The sequence below is a fragment of the Rouxiella badensis genome (assembly GCF_002093665.1).
In the GTDB taxonomy this organism is placed as follows: Bacteria; Pseudomonadota; Gammaproteobacteria; order Enterobacterales; family Enterobacteriaceae; genus Rouxiella; species Rouxiella badensis.
This window is the reverse complement of record NZ_MRWE01000004.1, coordinates 141120-158568: the sequence shown is the minus strand read 5'-3', so window position 1 is coordinate 158568 and position 17449 is coordinate 141120. Positions and strand designations below refer to the sequence as shown.

13 protein-coding genes are annotated in these 17449 nt (G+C 56.3%); 8 read left to right on the top strand and 5 right to left on the bottom strand.

Features of this window, described 5'->3' with window-relative positions:
- Nucleotides 1-28: 28 nt before the first annotated feature.
- The 4 genes from BS640_RS04055 (at nt 29) to ppnP (ending at nt 3853) form a co-directional block, all read left to right on the top strand.
- Nucleotides 29-1624, top strand: a complete 1596-nt coding sequence (locus BS640_RS04055) for an OPT/YSL family transporter (protein ID WP_017489856.1) — start codon at nt 29-31, stop codon at nt 1622-1624.
- Nucleotides 1625-1771: 147 nt separating this feature from the next.
- The gene (locus BS640_RS04050; RefSeq protein WP_017489855.1) at nt 1772-2701 is read left to right on the top strand and encodes a DUF1177 domain-containing protein; all 930 of its coding nucleotides are present in this window, start codon (nt 1772-1774) and stop codon (nt 2699-2701) included.
- A 4-nt stretch (nt 2702-2705) separates the two neighbouring features.
- Entirely contained in the window at nt 2706-3383 is a 678-nt protein-coding gene (locus tag BS640_RS04045; protein ID WP_017489854.1) for an AroM family protein, read from the top strand.
- Between the two features lie 179 nt (nt 3384-3562).
- Nucleotides 3563-3853 carry a pyrimidine/purine nucleoside phosphorylase gene (gene ppnP / locus BS640_RS04040; protein ID WP_017489853.1) on the top strand — a complete coding sequence of 97 codons (291 nt, stop codon included), beginning with the start codon at nt 3563-3565 and terminating at the stop codon, nt 3851-3853.
- An 82-nt stretch (nt 3854-3935) separates the two neighbouring features.
- On the opposite strand, the gene rdgC is transcribed toward ppnP, so the two are convergent.
- Entirely contained in the window at nt 3936-4850 is a 915-nt protein-coding gene (gene rdgC / locus BS640_RS04035; protein WP_017489852.1) for a recombination-associated protein RdgC, read from the bottom strand.
- A 209-nt stretch (nt 4851-5059) separates the two neighbouring features.
- On the opposite strand from rdgC, the gene mak reads away from it, so the two are divergent.
- On the top strand, nt 5060-5980 hold the full coding sequence (gene mak, locus BS640_RS04030) for a fructokinase (RefSeq protein ID WP_017489851.1): 921 nt from the start codon (nt 5060-5062) through the stop codon (nt 5978-5980).
- A 61-nt stretch (nt 5981-6041) separates the two neighbouring features.
- Here mak and eat read toward each other — a convergent pair whose 3' ends face one another.
- Together eat and BS640_RS04020 are read right to left on the bottom strand one after the other, a co-directional pair.
- Entirely contained in the window at nt 6042-7406 is a 1365-nt protein-coding gene (eat, locus tag BS640_RS04025; RefSeq protein ID WP_017489850.1) for an ethanolamine permease, read from the bottom strand.
- A 55-nt stretch (nt 7407-7461) separates the two neighbouring features.
- Nucleotides 7462-8775, bottom strand: coding sequence for an aspartate aminotransferase family protein (locus BS640_RS04020; RefSeq protein ID WP_084911976.1), 1314 nt, complete (start codon nt 8773-8775; stop codon nt 7462-7464).
- Nucleotides 8776-9046: 271 nt separating this feature from the next.
- Between BS640_RS04020 and BS640_RS04015 the strand changes: the two genes are divergently transcribed.
- From BS640_RS04015 to BS640_RS04005, 3 genes are all read left to right on the top strand, one after another.
- A complete protein-coding gene (locus BS640_RS04015) occupies nt 9047-10057 on the top strand; it encodes a phosphotransferase enzyme family protein (protein WP_084911974.1) in 1011 nt (336 codons plus the stop codon).
- A 248-nt stretch (nt 10058-10305) separates the two neighbouring features.
- On the top strand, nt 10306-11319 hold the full coding sequence (gene qhpR, locus BS640_RS04010; protein ID WP_225741561.1) for an AraC-like transcriptional regulator QhpR: 1014 nt from the start codon (nt 10306-10308) through the stop codon (nt 11317-11319).
- Between the two features lie 419 nt (nt 11320-11738).
- Nucleotides 11739-12803, top strand: coding sequence for an O-antigen ligase family protein (locus BS640_RS04005; RefSeq protein WP_227952583.1), 1065 nt, complete (start codon nt 11739-11741; stop codon nt 12801-12803).
- Nucleotides 12804-12848: 45 nt separating this feature from the next.
- On the opposite strand, the gene sbcC is transcribed toward BS640_RS04005, so the two are convergent.
- Nucleotides 12849-16103: an exonuclease subunit SbcC gene (gene sbcC, locus BS640_RS04000; protein WP_084911968.1), complete on the bottom strand. Its 3255-nt coding sequence runs from the start codon at nt 16101-16103 to the stop codon at nt 12849-12851.
- Nucleotides 16100-17338, bottom strand: coding sequence for an exonuclease subunit SbcD (sbcD, locus tag BS640_RS03995; protein ID WP_084911965.1), 1239 nt, complete (start codon nt 17336-17338; stop codon nt 16100-16102). Before sbcD ends, sbcC begins: the two co-directional genes overlap by 4 nt.
- Nucleotides 17339-17449: the final 111 nt, after the last annotated feature.

Genomic DNA, 17449 nt, shown 5'->3' with positions numbered 1-17449 from the left:
TGCATTTTCGCCAACATCAGGGGACTTTATGACAGGCAATACTGGGAGTGACAGCAGGGTGACCGACGGGAGTTATAATCCACTAAAAGAGATCGGCACCCTGGCTGTGATGATTCTGCTTTCGATTTTAGGCGCCATTATCGGCGTTCAGCTAATTACCACTCTCGGCGTTACGCCTAATACCTCAATCATCGGTGCGCTGTTTGCGATGTTGCTGGCACGCATCCCGATGAAAGCCTTCCAGCGTTATCGCTCTATTCATACCCAAAATCTCGCACAAACCGTTATTTCTTCAGCCACTTTTGGTGCGGCCAACAGCCTGCTGATGCCAATCGCTATCCCTTATGTGATGGGGCAGCCGCAGCTGATTCTGCCCATGTTTTTCGGCGTTTCTGCCGCGATGCTACTGGATGCCTACCTGCTTTACCGTATGTTTGACACTAAAGTGTTCCCTGCCAGCAATGCGTGGCCGCCGGGGGTGGCAGCCGCCGAGGCTATCAAGGCTGGAGACAAGGGCGGGCGTGAGGCCTGGCTGTTGGTCGTTGGCGTGGTGGTCGGCCTCGGCGGTGCGATGCTCAAGATCCCGATGGCGGCCTTTGGTACCGCATTTATCGGCAATATCTGGGCCTTGGGCATGTTCGGGATAGGCCTGCTGATTCGCGCCTATGCGCAACCGATTGCCGGTGTCGATATCAATGCCTTGTATATTCCACACGGCATGATGGTCGGCGCGGGCCTGGTGTCGCTGTTCCAGGTTATTCAGGTCATTCGCCAAAAACGTGCGGATGCCAAAGCCACCTTTACCCAGCCCGGTAATGAAGTTCGTAAGGCGCTGGGACTCGGCGCAGTGGGCTATATCGCGATTGCCGCGGCGCTGGCGCTGGCGGGCGGTATTTATACCGAGATGACGGTGAGTATGTTGATTGGTTTCATCATCTATGCCGCCTTCGCCGCGTTCTTCCACGAGCTTATCGTCGGTATCGCCGCGATGCACTCAGGCTGGTTCCCGGCCTTTGCCGTCGCGCTTATCACACTGATTGTCGGCATCCTGATTGGTTTTCCGCCGGTCGCACTGTGCATCCTCACCGGCTTTACCGCCGCGACGGGGCCGGCCTTTGCCGACATGGGCTTTGACCTTAAAGCCGGCTTTATTCTTCGCGGCTATGGCAAAGACTTGCAGGTCGAGCTTGCCGGTCGCCGTATTCAGCTTTTCGCCGCATTGATTGCCTTCCTTATCGCGATTCCGGTGGTGTGGTTCGCCCACATCGGCTATTTCGCGCAGGACTTGGTACCGCCGGTTGCACGCGTGTATGCCAAAACTATTCAGGCCGGTGCACAGCCGGGTATCGCTCACAGCCTGCTGATTTGGGCGATTCCGGGCGCAATTATCCAGCTGATGGGCGGACCTAAACGTCAGCTTGGCGTACTGCTGGCAACCGGCCTGTTGATCAACAGCGTAATGGCGGGTTATGCGGTCGTGCTGGGGATCGTGCTGCGTATCCTTATCATCCGTATCTGGGGTGAGAAGGGGCGTACGCCGATGGAAATTCTGGCCGCAGGATTTATCGCAGGAGACGCACTCTACAGCTTCTTCAGCTCTGTTTTCAGCAGTAAAGGCAAGTAATCAGACCCAAAGATATTGTGCTAACACCAGGGCTCCCATGAGCCATTATTGATAAATAAACTGGCCTTCTAAGAAGGTCAGATTAACGCGGTTGTTTTGGTTATTGCGCAGCGTTGCGTCAACCGCGTTGTTGCTGAGGAAGATGTCATGAGTTTGCTACAGACCCTTACCGTATTTGAACTGATCGACAATGCGCACGTCAGCGGCCAGGATATCGTCGACCTGTTTGCCGACTATCCTTCCGTGACCGCCAGCACGCATCGCGCGTCTGGTGCCAAGGGCGCAACCGATTTTATCCGCATTACCATTCCGGGCAGCGCCGGTAAAAGCCTGGGGGGCGATGCGCCTACGCTGGGTATCATCGGTCGTCTTGGCGGCATCGGTGCACGCCCAACGCGCATTGGTCTGGTTTCTGACGGTGACGGCGCCATCGCTGCCATCAGCAGTGCACTGAAGCTTGCCGATATGCAACGTAAAGGCGATGTGCTGGCCGGTGACGTGATTGTGACGACTCACATCTGTCCCAATGCGCCGACGCGTCCGCACGATCCGGTCGACTTTATGGACTCACCTATCGATGATGTGACCATGAACGACAACGAAGTGGTCGACGGCGTGGATGCCATCCTTTCTATCGATACCACCAAGGGTAACCGTATCATCAACCATAAAGGTTATGCGCTTTCTCCTACGGTGAAAGAAGGCTATATCCTGCGTGTGTCTGAAGACCTGCTGCGCATTATGGAGATGACCAGTGGCCGTCCGGCGGTGACCTTCCCTATTACTACGCAGGACATCACGCCTTACGGCAACGGCGTTCATCACCTGAACAGCATTCTGCAACCCTCGACGGCGACCACCGTGCCGGTGGTTGGCGTAGCGATTACCGCTGAATCCGTCGTACCCGGTTGCGGTACCGGTGCCAGCCATGAAACAGACATCGCTCTAGCGGTGAAATTCGCCGTTGAAGTGGCCAAAGAGTTTGGACGCGGCACCTGTCATTTCTACGATGCCGACGAATATCAACTGTTGTTGTCGCTGTACGGAAGCTTGCGTCACCTGCAAAGCAGAGACTAAGAAGATGATGACCTCCTTCGCTACCCTGACCATTGGCCAGGCACCGCGCAGCGACATAATGCCGCTGCTGGACGAATACCTGCCGCCTGACATGGTCACCCATACCGGACTGTTGGACGGACTGACGCTGGCACAAATCGAGCAACGTTTTTCCCCAGGGCCGGGAGAGGACGTGCTCGTGTCTCGCCTGTTGGACGGCACTCAGGTCAGGCTCGCCTCTCCGCGCGTTGAGCAGGCGTTGCAGCAGAAGATTGACTGGCTGGAAAGCGAAGGATGCAACACCATTTTGCTGCTCTGTACCGGCGTGTTCCATAACCTGCGTGCGAAAGAGGCGATGCTGCTTGAGCCCGACAGGATCATTCCTCCGCTGATCAACGGCATTGTCGGTACGCATCAGGTGGGGATAGTGGTGCCGGTGGTTGAGCAAATAGAACATCAGGCAGGCAAGTGGAGCAAGCTTAGCAAAAAGCCGTGCTACGCGACCGCCAGTCCTTATGTGGCCGACGAGCAGACGCTTATCGAGGCTGCGCTGTCTCTAAAAGAGCAAGGGGCACAGGTCGTGCTGCTCGACTGCATCGGTTATCAGCGTTCGCACTGCGATATTATTCAGAAGCAGCTCGACGTGCCGGTCGTGCTGTCTAATTCGCTGGTGGTAAAGCTCGCCGCCGAATTGCTTTATTGATATCGCACAATTTCACAGAGTCGCACCTGCAGACCGCAAAATCAATCAGCCCGTTGCCGCTTTGCGGGCTGGCTCGACAGACGCTTACGCCGCGATAAAAATCAGTGACAGAAGCTTGCCTCTGCCCATAATATGGAGTTTCTAAGTTTTTGAATATTTATCGCGAAGGACCCATCTTTATGTTGAAAAATAATGAGTATTTTGACGGGAAAGTTAAGTCGATTGGTTTCGACAGCGACAGCCTCGGCGCGCTTAGCGTAGGCGTTATGGTGAAGGGTGAGTACACGTTCGGGACCGGCAAGCCGGAAGAGATGACCGTCGTGAGCGGTTCCTTGACCGTTCTGCTGCCGGGTTCAGAAGGCTGGCAAACCTTCACCGCGGGTGAAACTTTTTATGTGCCGGGCAACAGCGAATTCAATCTGCAAGTGCCTGAGACCAGCTCTTACCTCTGCAAATACCTGTCTAAATAAAAGGCTTCGCTCCGGCTAACCTTTTTACTTGAATGAGTTGCGCGCCAATCATCTCGCGCAACTCATCGTGCGAGCGTCAAAATTAACGCTGCGCTTCTCCGCCTAAAGCCTCAATCAGATTCGCAATCAGTGCCGCCAATTCGCCGGTCATTAGAATAAAGTCGGCATCAAAACGCGCTGCAAAGTCTTCACGATCGATATCGTCATTCTGTTCGCGGATTGTATCGGCAAACTTCAGGCGCTTGATGCTGCCGTCATCGGCCAACACCACCTGAATACGCTCCTGCCAATCGACAGCCAGCTTGGTGACCAACTTGCCGCTTTCGATGTGGTTGGCAATCTCGTCGCTGACCAGCGCCTGCTTCTTGCAGCGGATCACTCCACCTTCTTCCAGAATCGCTTTCAGCTCAGCTTCGTCCTGCAGGGCAAAACCGGCCGGAGGTTCGCCTGAACGTACCCATTCGGTCAGCGTCAGTTCAATAGGGCTTTCCATGGTCAGCGGGACTACCGGCAGCGAGCCGAGGCTCTTACGCAGCAGCGCCAGCATATCTTCGGCTTTCTTGGCACTGCCTGCATCCACGATAATCAGGCCGTTAACGGTATCGAGCCACATAAAGGTCTGGCTGAAGCGGCTGAAGGCGCGCGGCATCAGCGTGTGCAGCACTTCATCTTTCAGCGAGTCTTTCTCGGTCTTTTTCAGTTTACGGTGCTGTTCACCTTCTATCTGATCGATCTTTGCATTCAGCTCTTGCTTGACCACTGAAGAAGGCAGGATCTTGGCTTCGGTGCGCGCACAGATAAGGATCTGGCCGCCGCTAACGTGGGTCAGGGCATCGCCGCCCTGAGAACCCATCGGCGAAACCCAGCCGGTTTTCGCCATATCCTGGCTGCCGCACGGGGTAAAGGTAAATGCGCTAAGCTGTTTTTCCATCTCGTCGGCAGACAGTGAGATTTCACGGCTTAGGCGATAAACCAGTAAATTTTTAAACCATAACATGATGTTATCCCTGTCTTGTCACGCTCGCAGCGTGCTATTAAATGGTAAGCAGGGCGGCATGATAACCAATTGAGCGGCATCAGTCCCTAAGAAAAATTCGTAGCCTGTGAGGTTGAGCATCCCGAGCCTTTTAAGAGCACTTACCCCCCGCAGTGTGATGAGTTTGTTATAAACTGAAGAAATAAAAAAACCGGCAATGGAGAAATATTTTGCGTATAGGAATCGATCTCGGTGGCACCAAAATTGAAGTCATCGCGTTGTCAGATGAAGGCCATGAGTTGTACCGCAAACGTGTGGATACCCCTCGCAACGACTACGAAAAAACGCTGCACGCGATTCAGGGACTGATTAACGACGCCGAAAAGGCGACCGGCCACCGTGGCAGCGTCGGGTTGGGCATTCCGGGCACGCTTTCCCCGTTCACCGGCAAAGTGAAAAATGCTAACTCGGTGTGGTTAAACGGCCAGAAACTGGATGAGGATTTGGCGCTGCTGCTGGGGCGTGAAGTGCGTATCGCCAACGACGCTAACTGCCTGGCAGTTTCCGAAGCTACCGACGGCGCTGGCGCGGGTAAGAAAACGGTATTCGCCGTGATCATCGGCACTGGCTGCGGTTCAGGCATTGCGTTGAACGGCGAAGCCCACGCGGGCGGCAACGGTATCGCGGGAGAGTGGGGGCATAATCCTCTGCCGTGGCAGGACGAAGATGAAATCCGCTTCCAGCAGGAAGTGCCGTGCTACTGCGGCAAATCGGGCTGCGTGGAGACCTTTGTCTCTGGCACCGGTTTTGCCGAGGACTATTTCCGCCTTTCCGGCCAGCGCCTCAAAGGTTCTGAAATCATCGAGCTGGTCGAGCAGGACGATCCTGTGGCCGATCTCGCTCTCGGCCGCTACGAACGCCGGCTGGCAAAAGCGTTGGCCAACGTGGTGAATATTCTCGATCCCGACGTCATCGTGCTCGGCGGCGGGATGAGTAACGTCGACAGGCTCTACCACACGTTGCCTCTGCTGCTCAAACAGTGGGTATTCGGCGGTGAGTGTGAAACGCCAATCCTTAAAGCGGTTCACGGTGATTCCAGTGGCGTGCGCGGTGCGGCCTGGCTATGGCCGGAAGGGCGCTTCTCCCTGTAACGTTTCCTGCAAAAACCAAAAGGCCTGCCACGTTCGCAGGCCTTTTAAATTTCAATGCAGATTAATCCCCTGAAAGCATCGTATCCGGTGCCGCCGCGTTGCGCTGTGCCTTGGTCGCCCCGAAGTAGAGGTAGGCGACCAGCATAAAGACCAGGAAGATACCGGCAATCTCCAGATTGAACCATACCATCGCAATCAGGCATACCACCGCCAGACAAAGCGCAATGGCTGGCACAACAGGATAGCCCGGTGCGAGGAAGCTGCGGGCCAGATCCGGGGCGGTTCTGCGCAGCTTAAACAGGCTGAGCATGCTCATGATATACATCACGATCGCGCCAAACACGGCCATAGTTATCATCGCCGCCGTCAGCGACATGCCCTGTAAATTCACCACGCCGTCGCTAAATATTGCCGCGATACCAATTACACCGCCAAGAATAATGGCGCGATGTGGCGTCTGAAAGCGCGACAGTGTCGCCAGTCCGGCCGGCAGATAGCCTGCACGAGCCAGCGCAAAGAACTGGCGCGAATAGCCGAGAATAATGCCGTGGAAGCTGGCTACCAGCCCGAACAGCCCAATCCATACCAGCATGTGCATCCAGCTTGAATGTTCACCGACCACCATCTTCATCGCCTGAGGCAGAGGATCGTTGATGTTGGCAAGTTTGCTCCAGTCACCTGCGCCACCGGCCATGATCATCACGCCGATCGCTAACACAACCAGAGTAAGGATCCCGCTGACGTAAGCTTTCGGGATCGTACGTTTCGGATCTTTCGCTTCCTCGGCGGCCATAGCAGCGCCTTCGATAGCCAGGAAGAACCAGATGGCAAACGGGATCGCCGCGAAAATACCCGACACCGCAGGCAGTCCGAAGTGTTCGCCGCCGGACCAGCCGTTGAGCACGAAATTGCTGATGCTAAAGCCGGGAGCCACCACCCCCATAAACACCAGCAGCTCAAGCACTGCCAGCACGGTAACCACCAGTTCAAACAGAGCCGCGAGCTTGACGCCCAGAATATTTAGCGCCATGAACAGCACGTAAGCGCCCAGTGCCGCAACCTTTGGGTTGAGGTGTGGGAACTGCACGTTCAGATAGGCGCCAATCGCCAGTGCAATTGCCGGTGGTGCAAACACGAATTCAATCAGCGTCGCCATCCCGGCTACCAGGCCGCCGGTCTCGCCAAAGGCGCGGCGACTGTAGGCGAACGGACCGCCGGCGTGCGGAATGGCGGTAGTCAATTCGGTAAAGCTAAAGATAAAGCAGGTATACATGGTGGCGACCAACAGCGTGGTCACCAAAAAGCCGAGCGTTCCGGCTACGCCCCAGCCATAGCTCCAGCCAAAATATTCGCCAGAAATGACCAGTCCAACGGCTATCGCCCACAGGTGCAGGGTGCCTAGCGTCGGTTTAAGCTGTGTTGTCATGTTGCTCTCCTGAAGATAAATGAACGGCACGCCCGCCCAATCAGGCGGAAAAAAATCAGTACATTTTGCGCAGCACTTTCTCCAGGCTTTCGACCAGGATCAGGCTGTGCTCGGCGGTGAACACCAGCGGCGGGCGGATTTTCAGGATATTGGCGTGTGGGCCAGAAGCGCCGATCAGTACGCCCTCCTCACGCAGTCCATTGACCACGGCGAGCGCGGTTTCTGAGTCTGGTTTGCCGTCCGGCGTGGTGAAGTCAACGCTGACAAACAGCCCCGCGCCGCGCACGCTGCCGATGGCCGGGAAACGGGTCGCCAGTTCGCTGATGCCGTCGAGGATAGCCTTGCCTGCACGGCCGACGCTTGGAATAAGCTCTTCCTGTTCAATCACTTCCAGCACCGCCAGGCCAACTGCCGATGACACGGTGTTGCCGCCGAAGGTATTGAAATAGCTCGACTCGCTGCCGAAGCGCTCGAGGATATGCGGTTTGATAGTGATGCCGGCCATCGGGTGTCCGTTGCCCATCGGCTTGCCGAGGCTGACGATGTCCGGCAGTACGCCGTGACGCTGGAAGCCCCACATGTGTTCACCGGAACGACCGTAGCCAGGCTGCACTTCATCGGCGATATACAGCGCGCCTGCCTTGTGAATCTCGTCGATCGCTTCTTTCAGGAAACCGGCCGGGTCAAAGAAGCCGCCGTCGCTGGTGAAGAAGGTATCAATCATCAATGCCGCCGGTTTGATGCCGTGGCGGTGCATATCGGCCAGCGCCGCGCGAACGTCGGCGGCAAACTTCTTGCCTACCTCTGCCGGGTTGGCTGGGTTATGAATCGGCGCAGGGATAACGCGGGCATCGCCGTTCACCTTGACGTAAGGACCCATCGAGGCTGAAAGGCCGGCGATCGCCTTGGTCATGCCGTGATAGCTAAATTCGGTGACGATCACGCCGGTCCCGCCGGTGAAATCTTCGGCGATGCGCAGCGCCAGGTCATTGGCTTCGCTGCCGGTACAGGTAAACATCACCTGGCTCAGTTCAGATGGCATGGTCGAAACCAGCTTTTCGGCGAAGTTAAGCACGTTATCGTGTAAGTAGCGCGTGTGTGTGTTCAGAGTAGAAGCCTGACGAATCAGCGCCTCGAGTACGTAAGGGTGGCAGTGGCCGACGGAAGGTACGTTGTTGTAAACGTCGAGATAACGTCTGCCCGCCGCGTCAAATACCCACACACCTTCACCGCGCACCAGATGCACCGGATTTTTGTAGAACAGCTGATAGGCAGGACCGAGCAGGCGGCGGCGACGTTCGATCATCTCCAGCGCTTCGGGTGAAACGTTTGAGCTGGATGCGGCATCAAAGGCATTAGTTTTCAGCATGGTAGGTTCTCTCCTGACGGATACGATTCGATTTTTCTCCGGCTGACCCCTGTCATCCGGCGAGTGAAGTTGTTTCGATAATGCACCGCGTTACCTCACAAAACTTGACCGCAGCGCGCTCAGTCCTGCACGCCAGAGTCAAGTTGACCGCTCGACGCCGAATTTGGTGTGCTGAAGTCAACAATTGGCCGTCCCGGGTCAAGCGAAGAACCGTTGTCGCTCGCATTCTGATAGCACAACCCCCTATTTGAGCTGCCCGGAGTGAACCCTGATGAATGCAAAACAGTCTGATACCCTGGACAACGCCAGCCTGCAACAGCTCGCTGCCAAGGCGTTAACCCGTTATCCCGATGCGCTACAGGGTGAACTCGCCCTGATCTGCCGTTCAGAAAATGCCACCTTTGTCGTGAAGCTTGCCGACGGCAATCGTCTGGCGCTGCGCGTGCACCGCGACGACTATCACCAGCGTAACGAGATAGAGAGTGAGCTGGCGTGGCTCGACGCGCTGCGCGAAACCGGCATTCAGGTGCCAGAAGCGCTGGTAACGCAAGACGGCGAGCGTGTGCAGACTTTGTCACTGGGCGAAGGTGCCAGCCGCCACGTGGTGCTGTTTAAATGGATTGAAGGGGAGATGCCCACCACAGAGGTCGATCCGCGCGCCTTTGCTCAGCTCGGCGAAGTGACGGCACGCCTGCATCAGCACAGCCAGCGCTGGCAGAAACCGAGCGGGTTTAAACGTATCGTCTGGGACCACCAGACCATGACCGGCGAAAAAGGCCACTGGGGACGCTGGCAGGATGCACCGGGTCTCCAGCCGAAAGACCATCCGATCGTCGAGGAGACCCTGCGCCGCGTTAGCCGCATTCTGGAAAAATACGGCAAGAGCAGTCAGCGCTATGGCCTGATCCATGCCGATCTGCGCCTCACCAACCTGCTGCTGCACAAAGGAGAGACGCGGGTGATCGACTTCGACGACTGCGGCATGGGCTGGTACATGCACGACGCGGCGGCGGCGATTAGTTTCGTCGAACATCATCCCCGTGCGTCAGAGTGGGTGGAGCACTGGCTGGCGGGGTATCAGCGCGTCTGTGCCCTCAGTGAGGACTGTTTGGCGGTGATCCCGACGATGATTATCCAGCGCCGTATTCAGCTGCTGGCCTGGGTGGGATCGCACGCGACGACCGAGATGGCGCTGAGTCTGGGCGATAATTGGGTCGCCGACAGTTTGAAACTTTGCCAAGCCTACCTCGCAACCGAGCAGTGCGCGCTGGCGGTGAGTTAAGCGTAATTTAACGACACACTGCACGGTTTGCGTGCAGTGTGCACTTTCCCTTGATATGCCAGCAAACTCCCCTTAAACCACCGCACCGGCTAAGTGCCTGACCTTAAAGCCCCTGATTTTTTCCTGATAATTCTTTCTCTGGTATGAAAATTGCAGCAACTCGTCTAGACAAATTAACCACAGTGGAAACGCGTATGCAGATTGACGTATTGCGGCAGTCAACCTTGTCAGGCTACACAGAGGCTGAGATGAACAGCAATCGCGGCGTATTGGCGGCGGCGGCCAGTGGGCTGAGCGATTTTATTATTACTAAAGGGGCCGACGTGGATCGCGTGCTGGGGATCTGCCATATCGATCCCGAGCTTTTGCAGCGTCCCACCTTGAGTCTCGGCCTGACCAACTATTGTCAGGTTCTGGAGGAGGCGGCCAGGCAGTCGGGTTGTGATAACTTCGGTTTGCATTACGGCAGGCAATTCAAACCACAGTCATTAGGCTTGATTGGTTACATTGGTCTTTGTTCGTCTTCGGCCGAAACCGCGTTGCAAAACGTGGTGAACGCCTTTCCGTTTCATCAGCACAATACGCTGACCCGTTTGGTCGACAAGGGCGAGTATTATCGCTTTGATTATCAGGTTCGCCACGGCGGCATCCTGTGTAAACGTCAGGACGCCGAGTTGACGCTGGGGATGATCCTGAATCTGCTGCGCCACGGTTTAGGCAGAAACTGGGCACCGCGCGAGGTGCATTTCGAGCATCCAAGGCCGGAGCAGTGGCACGAGCACTGCAAGATCTTCGACGCGCCAGTCTATTTTGATCAACCCTATAACTCGCTGATCATCGCCAAGCGGGATCTTCAGCGATCGATGCCCGAGCAGGATCAAACGTTGCTGTTGGTGATGCAGGATGCTATCCGCCGTTTGAACGCCGACAATCTGACGCAGCAGTCGGTGGTCGATCGCGCGAGATCGCAGGTCAGACAGAATTTGACCCTCGGCGAGCCGGTGCTCGACGACGTAGCCGACAAGATGGGCATGTCACCCAGCTCGCTGCAACGCCGGCTGCGTGAACAAAACCTGACGTTTACCCTGCTGGTGGACAAGGTGCGCTGCGAGCTGGCAACGCACTATCTTCAGCAACAGCAGCTGCCGATTTCAGAGATGGCACTGCTGTTAGGTTACTCCGAGGTCAGTGCCTTTTCGCGGGCGTTTCGCCGCTGGTTTGGCCTCAGTCCGCGGCAGTGGCGTCAGGAAAGGCAGCACTAAATTCTCTCTCATGGCGCAGTCCGCTAGGCTGCGTGATGCTCTTCGCATTCACGGCTGAAGTTTGCGCGCCGGCACTAAACCTAAACTGTAGGGCTACGAGATTATAAATTCGGAACAATAAAAATCGATTAAACCCCTCGAATATGGCAGTCTGCTACGCTTGACAGCATTAAATTTATAGCAAATCTTTGTGAGCAATATGGGAAATTAGCATGGCGTCAGGCTTAATTGGGCGGGATAGATTTAACCACTATCTCTTTATTGTCGTAGTAGCGCTTTTAATCTGTATTTTACCCTCCGGCTATACACATGAAAAAACCAGCAGAGAGATTTTCTACCTCTGCAGCTATTTATCAATAACCGGCATCGTTATAAATTATAAAGAATTCAAAGGAATATTCCTCTCTTCACGTTACGCCTTGCCGCTTTTTGCCCTCGCAGCGCTGTATGCCGTCTGGTCACTTTTTGCGGTTTATGTCACCACTGACAAAGCGAACGAATGGCTGTTGTTCACTTCGGCCAAACGCTGGTTTTTGAGCGGGCTGATAGCCCTTTATATCTGTTGGGGCGCGCGAAAGCAGCGACTTTCGGCGGCTACGCTGCAACGTTGCGCCTTGGCGTCGCTATTTGTGGCCTTTGCCGCCGCCAGCGTTTATGGCATCTGGCAACATTTCACTGACCCCGAACGCATCATCCTCGGCATCAACCGCGCCACGATGACCGCCTATGCCTATAGTGCGCTCGCGCTGTCGGTCATGACGCTGATTGGCCGCAGCTGCACCTCGTCGAAAAAATATCTCGCTATTCTGCTGATGTCGCTGGTGTCGTTGTACGTTATTTTCCTCACCGAGACGCGTTCAGCGATGGTATTACATCTGCTGCTGGTGGTCCTGCTGGTGCTGGCGATGCTGTGGAAGGACAAGAAACTCACCGCTAAATCACTGAGTATACTGATTATATTAGTGGTAGCCGTCGTGGGGGTAGGGTCGCGCTGGTCGATTGTACAGTCACGCTTTGACGTCACGATGAGCGAGTATCATCTCTACGAGAAGGGCGATGATCAAACCTCCTTGGGGTCGCGCTTTACGATGTGGAAAATGGGGCTGATAACCTTTGAACAGCATCCGTTCGGGCAAACCGAGACCGGGCGTAACCAGCGGATCGAACAGTATTTGCTGAGCCATAATCAGCCAAATTCCTGGGCGCTGCGTTACATCCAGGTTCACCTGCACAACGAGTTTATTCAGACTGCCTCTCTGTCGGGGATTTTTGGTATCGCGACCCTGTTGTTCTTCTTCGGTATGCTGATTTTCCGTAACGGCATTTCGGGGCTGCTGCTGAATCCGGTGTCTATGGTGGCATTGTCGGCCTTCCTTTATGGATTGACCGACGTGCTGCTGATTTCTGAAGAGTACATTGTGCTATTTTCAACGCTGATTCTGCTGTCGGCGCTGAGTTGCCGAACAGAGAAAGAAAACGCCTGATGAAAGGGGGGCCGCCGAGGAGAATTCGGCGGCCCCCGCAATGAGCTAGTCGTTTACCTTGAACGCATTGTCCAGCCGACTGATCCCTAATCCATTTACTTTCTTCACTTTTATCTGCACCGGAATACGGTCTTTCATCGCCTCGACGTGGCTAATTACGCCGATGGTTTTTCCACTGGCGTTCAGGCTGTCGAGTGCGTCCAGCGCGGTGTCGAGCGTGTCGGCGTCGAGCGTGCCGAAGCCTTCGTCGAGGAACAGCGAGTCGATGCGCGTTTTGTCGCTGACCAGATCCGAAAGCGCCAACGCTAGCGCCAGACTCACCAGGAAGCTCTCACCGCCGGAGAGCGTGCGGGTATCGCGCACTGCGTCGGCCTGCCAGGTATCGACCACTTCAAGCTCGAGTGCATCGCTGGTTTTGCGCTGCAGCAGGTAGCGACCGTGCAGTTTGTCCATCTGCCTGTTGGCCAGATAAACCAGATGCTCCAGCGTTAATCCCTGTGCAAACCTGCGGAACTTGGCACCGTCGCTTGAACCAAGAATCTGATTGAGGTAGCTCCAGTCGTCATACAGCTCCTGCGACTGGGCAATCTGCGTAAACAGCGCCCGTTGCCCGGCCTGGCGCTGGCTGTCGCTCTCAAGCTGGCTGCGCAGTTCGCCCTGACGCTGCTGCATCGTTCGCAGCTGGGCGTTCAACGCGGCTATCCGTTCCGCCAGGGCATCGGCCCGGCTGGTATGTTGATCGATACCGGCTGGGCGCGACTGAAGATGCTGTTCCAACTGCTCGCTGGCCTGCTGCAACAACGCCTCACTCTGGACTTGCTGCTGGCTGAGCCGGTCTTTCAGCGCCTGAAGCTGCTGGCGTAAAGACTCGTCAATCAGTGCCGCATTAACGGCCTCTTCATCGGCAAACGCGCTGGACGCCAGCGCCTGCTGCCACTGAGTTTGCGCCCGTAGCAGGTCGGTCTCGCACTGGCGCTGACTCTGCTGCAGGCTGAGCACTTGGCCGCCGAGCTGGTCGAGCTGTTGCTGCACCGCCTGCAATTGCTCATGAGCCTGATGGCGCGCCCGTTCTGCTGCCTGTTGCTGTTGGCGCAGGTGTTCGCGGACCTGTTTAACCTGTTGCTCGCCAAACAGGCTATGGCGCTGGCTGCGCAGTTGCGTGAGTAACTGCTCACTTTCGGCCAGTGTCTTGGCTAACTGCTCGACCTGCTGCTGAACCTCGGCATGCTGCTTGTGCAGCGTCAGAGCACGTTCGTTTTGAACCACGGCCTGTTCTTTAACCTGAGCCTGTTCGGCCTGCGCTGCGTACAACGCTTCCTTCGCGCGTTGAACGGCCTGCACGACGTCATCATGCTGACGGATCAACTGCTGGCACTGCTGTTCTTTTTCTTCACATTCCCTGAGCCAGTGTTGCAGCGCCTCGCCGTCTTGCAGGGTAAAGCCAAGGATCAGTGATCCGCAGGCCTGCTGCCACTGTTCGAGATATTCAGCCTGCTGTTTTTCGTCCTGTTGCAGGGCGCTTTGTAGCCGTTTTTGCTGCTCAAGCAGTCCTTCGGTGCGCGTGCGCAGCTGTGTGCCGGTGGTCTGCAGTCTGTCGGTTTCTTCACGCATTTTCTGTACGCGCAGCGCAGTTTCGGAGGGACTGACTGCCTGATAGGCCTCGATGGCCGGATGCGTCGTCGAGCCACACAGCGGGCACGGACAGCCGGTTTGTAGCCGTGCGCGTTCCGCTTCAAGGCTAACAATCAGCTGCTCCTGCGCCAGCAGTTTTTCTACATCGTTGAGATGCTGTTTCTGCTTTTTATACTGTTCGCGTGCATCGCTAAGCTGCTTTTCTGACTCGGTCAGTTCGTTCTGGCGCGCCGCGTACTCCTGCCGCTGCCTTTCGATACGCTGCGACAGTTGTTGATAGAGTGGCTGTAGGGTTGAAAGTTGCAGGCGCACCGGACGCAGCCTGGCAAGCTCTGCCTGTTGGCTGCGCAAAGTGGCCTGTGGAGACTGAGCCTCGAGCACGCTGTGCTGCTGAGTCTGGGTGTTTAACGCGGCCTTGAGTGCTTCTTCAGTGGCCTGAAACTGACGGGTTTTTTCCGCCGACGCCGCCTGCTCGGACACCCACTTTTTCCGCGACTCGTTCAACGCATGCAGCTGATTTTGCTGCTTAAGATGAGACTCGCGGTCCTCGTTTAGCTTCGCCTGTAAAGCCTCTATTTTGACGTCCAGCGGTTGAACCTGTTGCTCAATCAGCTCTTCCTGACGCTGCTTCTCGGCGGCCTGCTGTTGCTGGTTCTCTAGCGCCTGACCCAGCGCCTGAGTGAGCGGGTTTTTCGCCTGTTGCAGCTGTTGTTGCCGTTCACTCAGCTGCGTTATCTGACGCTGTAACTCGGTCTGCTGCTGTTGACAGCGCGACCGTTCGTTGAGCAACGGGCGGAGCTTTTCGGCCGGTTCACTGCGGGCAAGCTGCTCGAGCTGCGGCTGTGCCTGCTGTTTTTGCTGCGCCACGTCGGCAACATGCTGGCGGTACTGTTGCTGCTTTTGCTGGTTACTTTGCCATTGCTGCAACCAGTTCAGGCCGTGCTGTTGCAGTGCCGTTTGCTGACTCAATTCGGTTTCCTGCAGGCCCAACTGCGCGAGTTCCTGCTCCCGCTGCTGGCGCTGCTCGTCGTTCAACAGTTCGATACCTGCGGCGCGTTGGTGCAGCAGGTCTAGCTCGACTTTTGCCTGCTTGTGACGCTCGAAAACCTGAGCCGACAGGCGTCCGTAAATCTCGGTGCCGGTCAGCTCTTCAAGCAGTTCTGCGCGCTCGTTGGCCTTGGCATTAAGAAACGCGGCGAACTGACCCTGCGAGAGCATCATTGATTTGGTGAAACGGCCGAAGTCGAGGCCGGTCAATTCGGCGATAGCCGGCAGCTTGTCGCGGACCTTATCAGCCAATATCTTGCCGTCGGCCAACTGCGCGAGTTCGACCTTGGGGGCCTGTAGGTTGCCAGTCGGAGAATTCCCCGCGCGGCGCTGGCTCCAGAACGCCCGATAGCCAACGCCCTTGACCTCAAACTCCACCTCCGCCAGCGATTCGGCGGTGTGGCGGGTCATCAGCTCATTTTGGCTCGGCGAGACGTCAAGGCGCGGCGTCTGGTGGTAAAGTGCCAGACAGATGGCGTCGAGCAGGGTGGTTTTCCCCGCCCCGGTCGGGCCGGTAATAGCAAACAGACCGTTGCTGGCAAAGGGTTCGGCGGTGAAATCGATTTTCCACTCACCTTCCAGCGAGTTGAGGTTTTTTAGGCGCAGACTGAGGATTTTCACGGCGCGACGTCCTCCGCAGAATGACCGCTCTCAACCTGTTCAAGCACCTGAGAAAACAGCGTGCGGATGCGCTGCTGGCGACCCTCTTCGGGAGCATTTTCCTGCGCCAGACGCCGTTCAAAGACTTCGGTAACGCTCAACTCTTTCAAGGTCTCTTTCTCTTGTTGTTGCAGGCCCAGCAAGCGCTGCTCCTTGCTGCGCCGCAGCAGTACGACTTCGACCGGCAGCGGGTCGGTAAGCAGCTGCACCCGCCGCTGAATGTCGCTGAGATAGTCCTGTGTCGCGACCTCGATATCCAGCCAGACCACTTTCCCGTTCTCGAGGCCGGCATACGGCAGCAGCTGTTTTTCGATTTCGGCCAGCGTCCCTTTGATAATTTCCATCGGCTGTGAGCGAGGAATAACCAGTGTCTCGACGGCGTTGAGCCTGTCGGCGGTGAAATCGAGCAGGTAAACGCTCTTTTCATTGCTGGCTTCATCGAAACTGAGCGGAATCGGTGAGCCGCTGTAGCGAATATGCTCAGTTTTGGCGATTTTTTGCGCCTTGTGGATGTGCCCGAGCGCAACGTAGTCGACCGGCGGGAAGGCCTGCGCGGGGAATGCATCGAGCGTACCGATGTAAATGTCGCGCACTGAGTCGGTGGTGCTGACGCCCACGGTAGTCAGGTGCCCGGTGGCGATAATCGGCAGGGCGCCGCCGAGCTCATCGCGCCTGTCACAGGCCGCCTGATAAAGCGAGGCATAGTGCGCGGCGATGGCCTCCTGCAACGCCAGCTGTTTCTCTTTGCCGGACTGTCCGGCCTGGCTTGAAAGCAGGTCACGCGGGCGCAGGAACGGGATAGCGCAAAGTATCGCCCCCGGTTGCCCCTGGCGATTTTTCAGGGTCAGCACCTGACGCGACAGATCTTCGCCGACGGTGGCAATCACCTGGGTATTCAGGCAGGAAAGCAGCTCGCGCGATTCATTTAAGGTGGCGACGGAATCGTGATTCCCTGCCAGGACGATGAGCTGACAGCCTGTGCGCTGAAGGTCGACCACAAAGCGGTTATACAACTCGCGCGCGTAGCTTGGCGGCGAGCCGGTATCGAAAATATCCCCCGCGACCACCACCGCATCTATTTGATGTTGTTCAACCTGTTCAATCAGCCAGTTGAGAAAGGCCTGATGTTCGGGAGCGCGGCTTTTGGTAAAGAAGTACTGACCGAGGTGCCAGTCAGAGGTATGAATGAGTCGCATGGGGGTCTCGCGGTGGCGGTAACAGGCGACAAGTATAAACGCCGAGGGTAGTGGCTGTCGCCGAAAAACCTTTTCAATGACAAATGCCTGGGTCAAAAATAACGCCTTGGC

Excerpts from the sequence above, each read along its gene's own strand:
- BS640_RS04015 (WP_084911974.1), top strand. The coding sequence starts at position 9,047 with ATGAATGCAAAACAGTCTGATACCCTGGACAACGCCAGCCTGCAACAG.
- BS640_RS04020 (WP_084911976.1), bottom strand. The coding sequence starts at position 8,775 with ATGCTGAAAACTAATGCCTTTGATGCCGCATCCAGCTCAAACGTTTCA.
- eat (WP_017489850.1), bottom strand. The coding sequence starts at position 7,406 with ATGACAACACAGCTTAAACCGACGCTAGGCACCCTGCACCTGTGGGCG.
- rdgC (WP_017489852.1), bottom strand. The coding sequence starts at position 4,850 with ATGTTATGGTTTAAAAATTTACTGGTTTATCGCCTAAGCCGTGAAATC.
- qhpR (WP_225741561.1), top strand. The coding sequence starts at position 10,306 with ATGAACAGCAATCGCGGCGTATTGGCGGCGGCGGCCAGTGGGCTGAGC.
- BS640_RS04055 (WP_017489856.1), top strand. The coding sequence starts at position 29 with ATGACAGGCAATACTGGGAGTGACAGCAGGGTGACCGACGGGAGTTAT.
- sbcD (WP_084911965.1), bottom strand. The coding sequence starts at position 17,338 with ATGCGACTCATTCATACCTCTGACTGGCACCTCGGTCAGTACTTCTTT.
- BS640_RS04050 (WP_017489855.1), top strand. The coding sequence starts at position 1,772 with ATGAGTTTGCTACAGACCCTTACCGTATTTGAACTGATCGACAATGCG.
- BS640_RS04045 (WP_017489854.1), top strand. The coding sequence starts at position 2,706 with ATGATGACCTCCTTCGCTACCCTGACCATTGGCCAGGCACCGCGCAGC.
- ppnP (WP_017489853.1), top strand. The coding sequence starts at position 3,563 with ATGTTGAAAAATAATGAGTATTTTGACGGGAAAGTTAAGTCGATTGGT.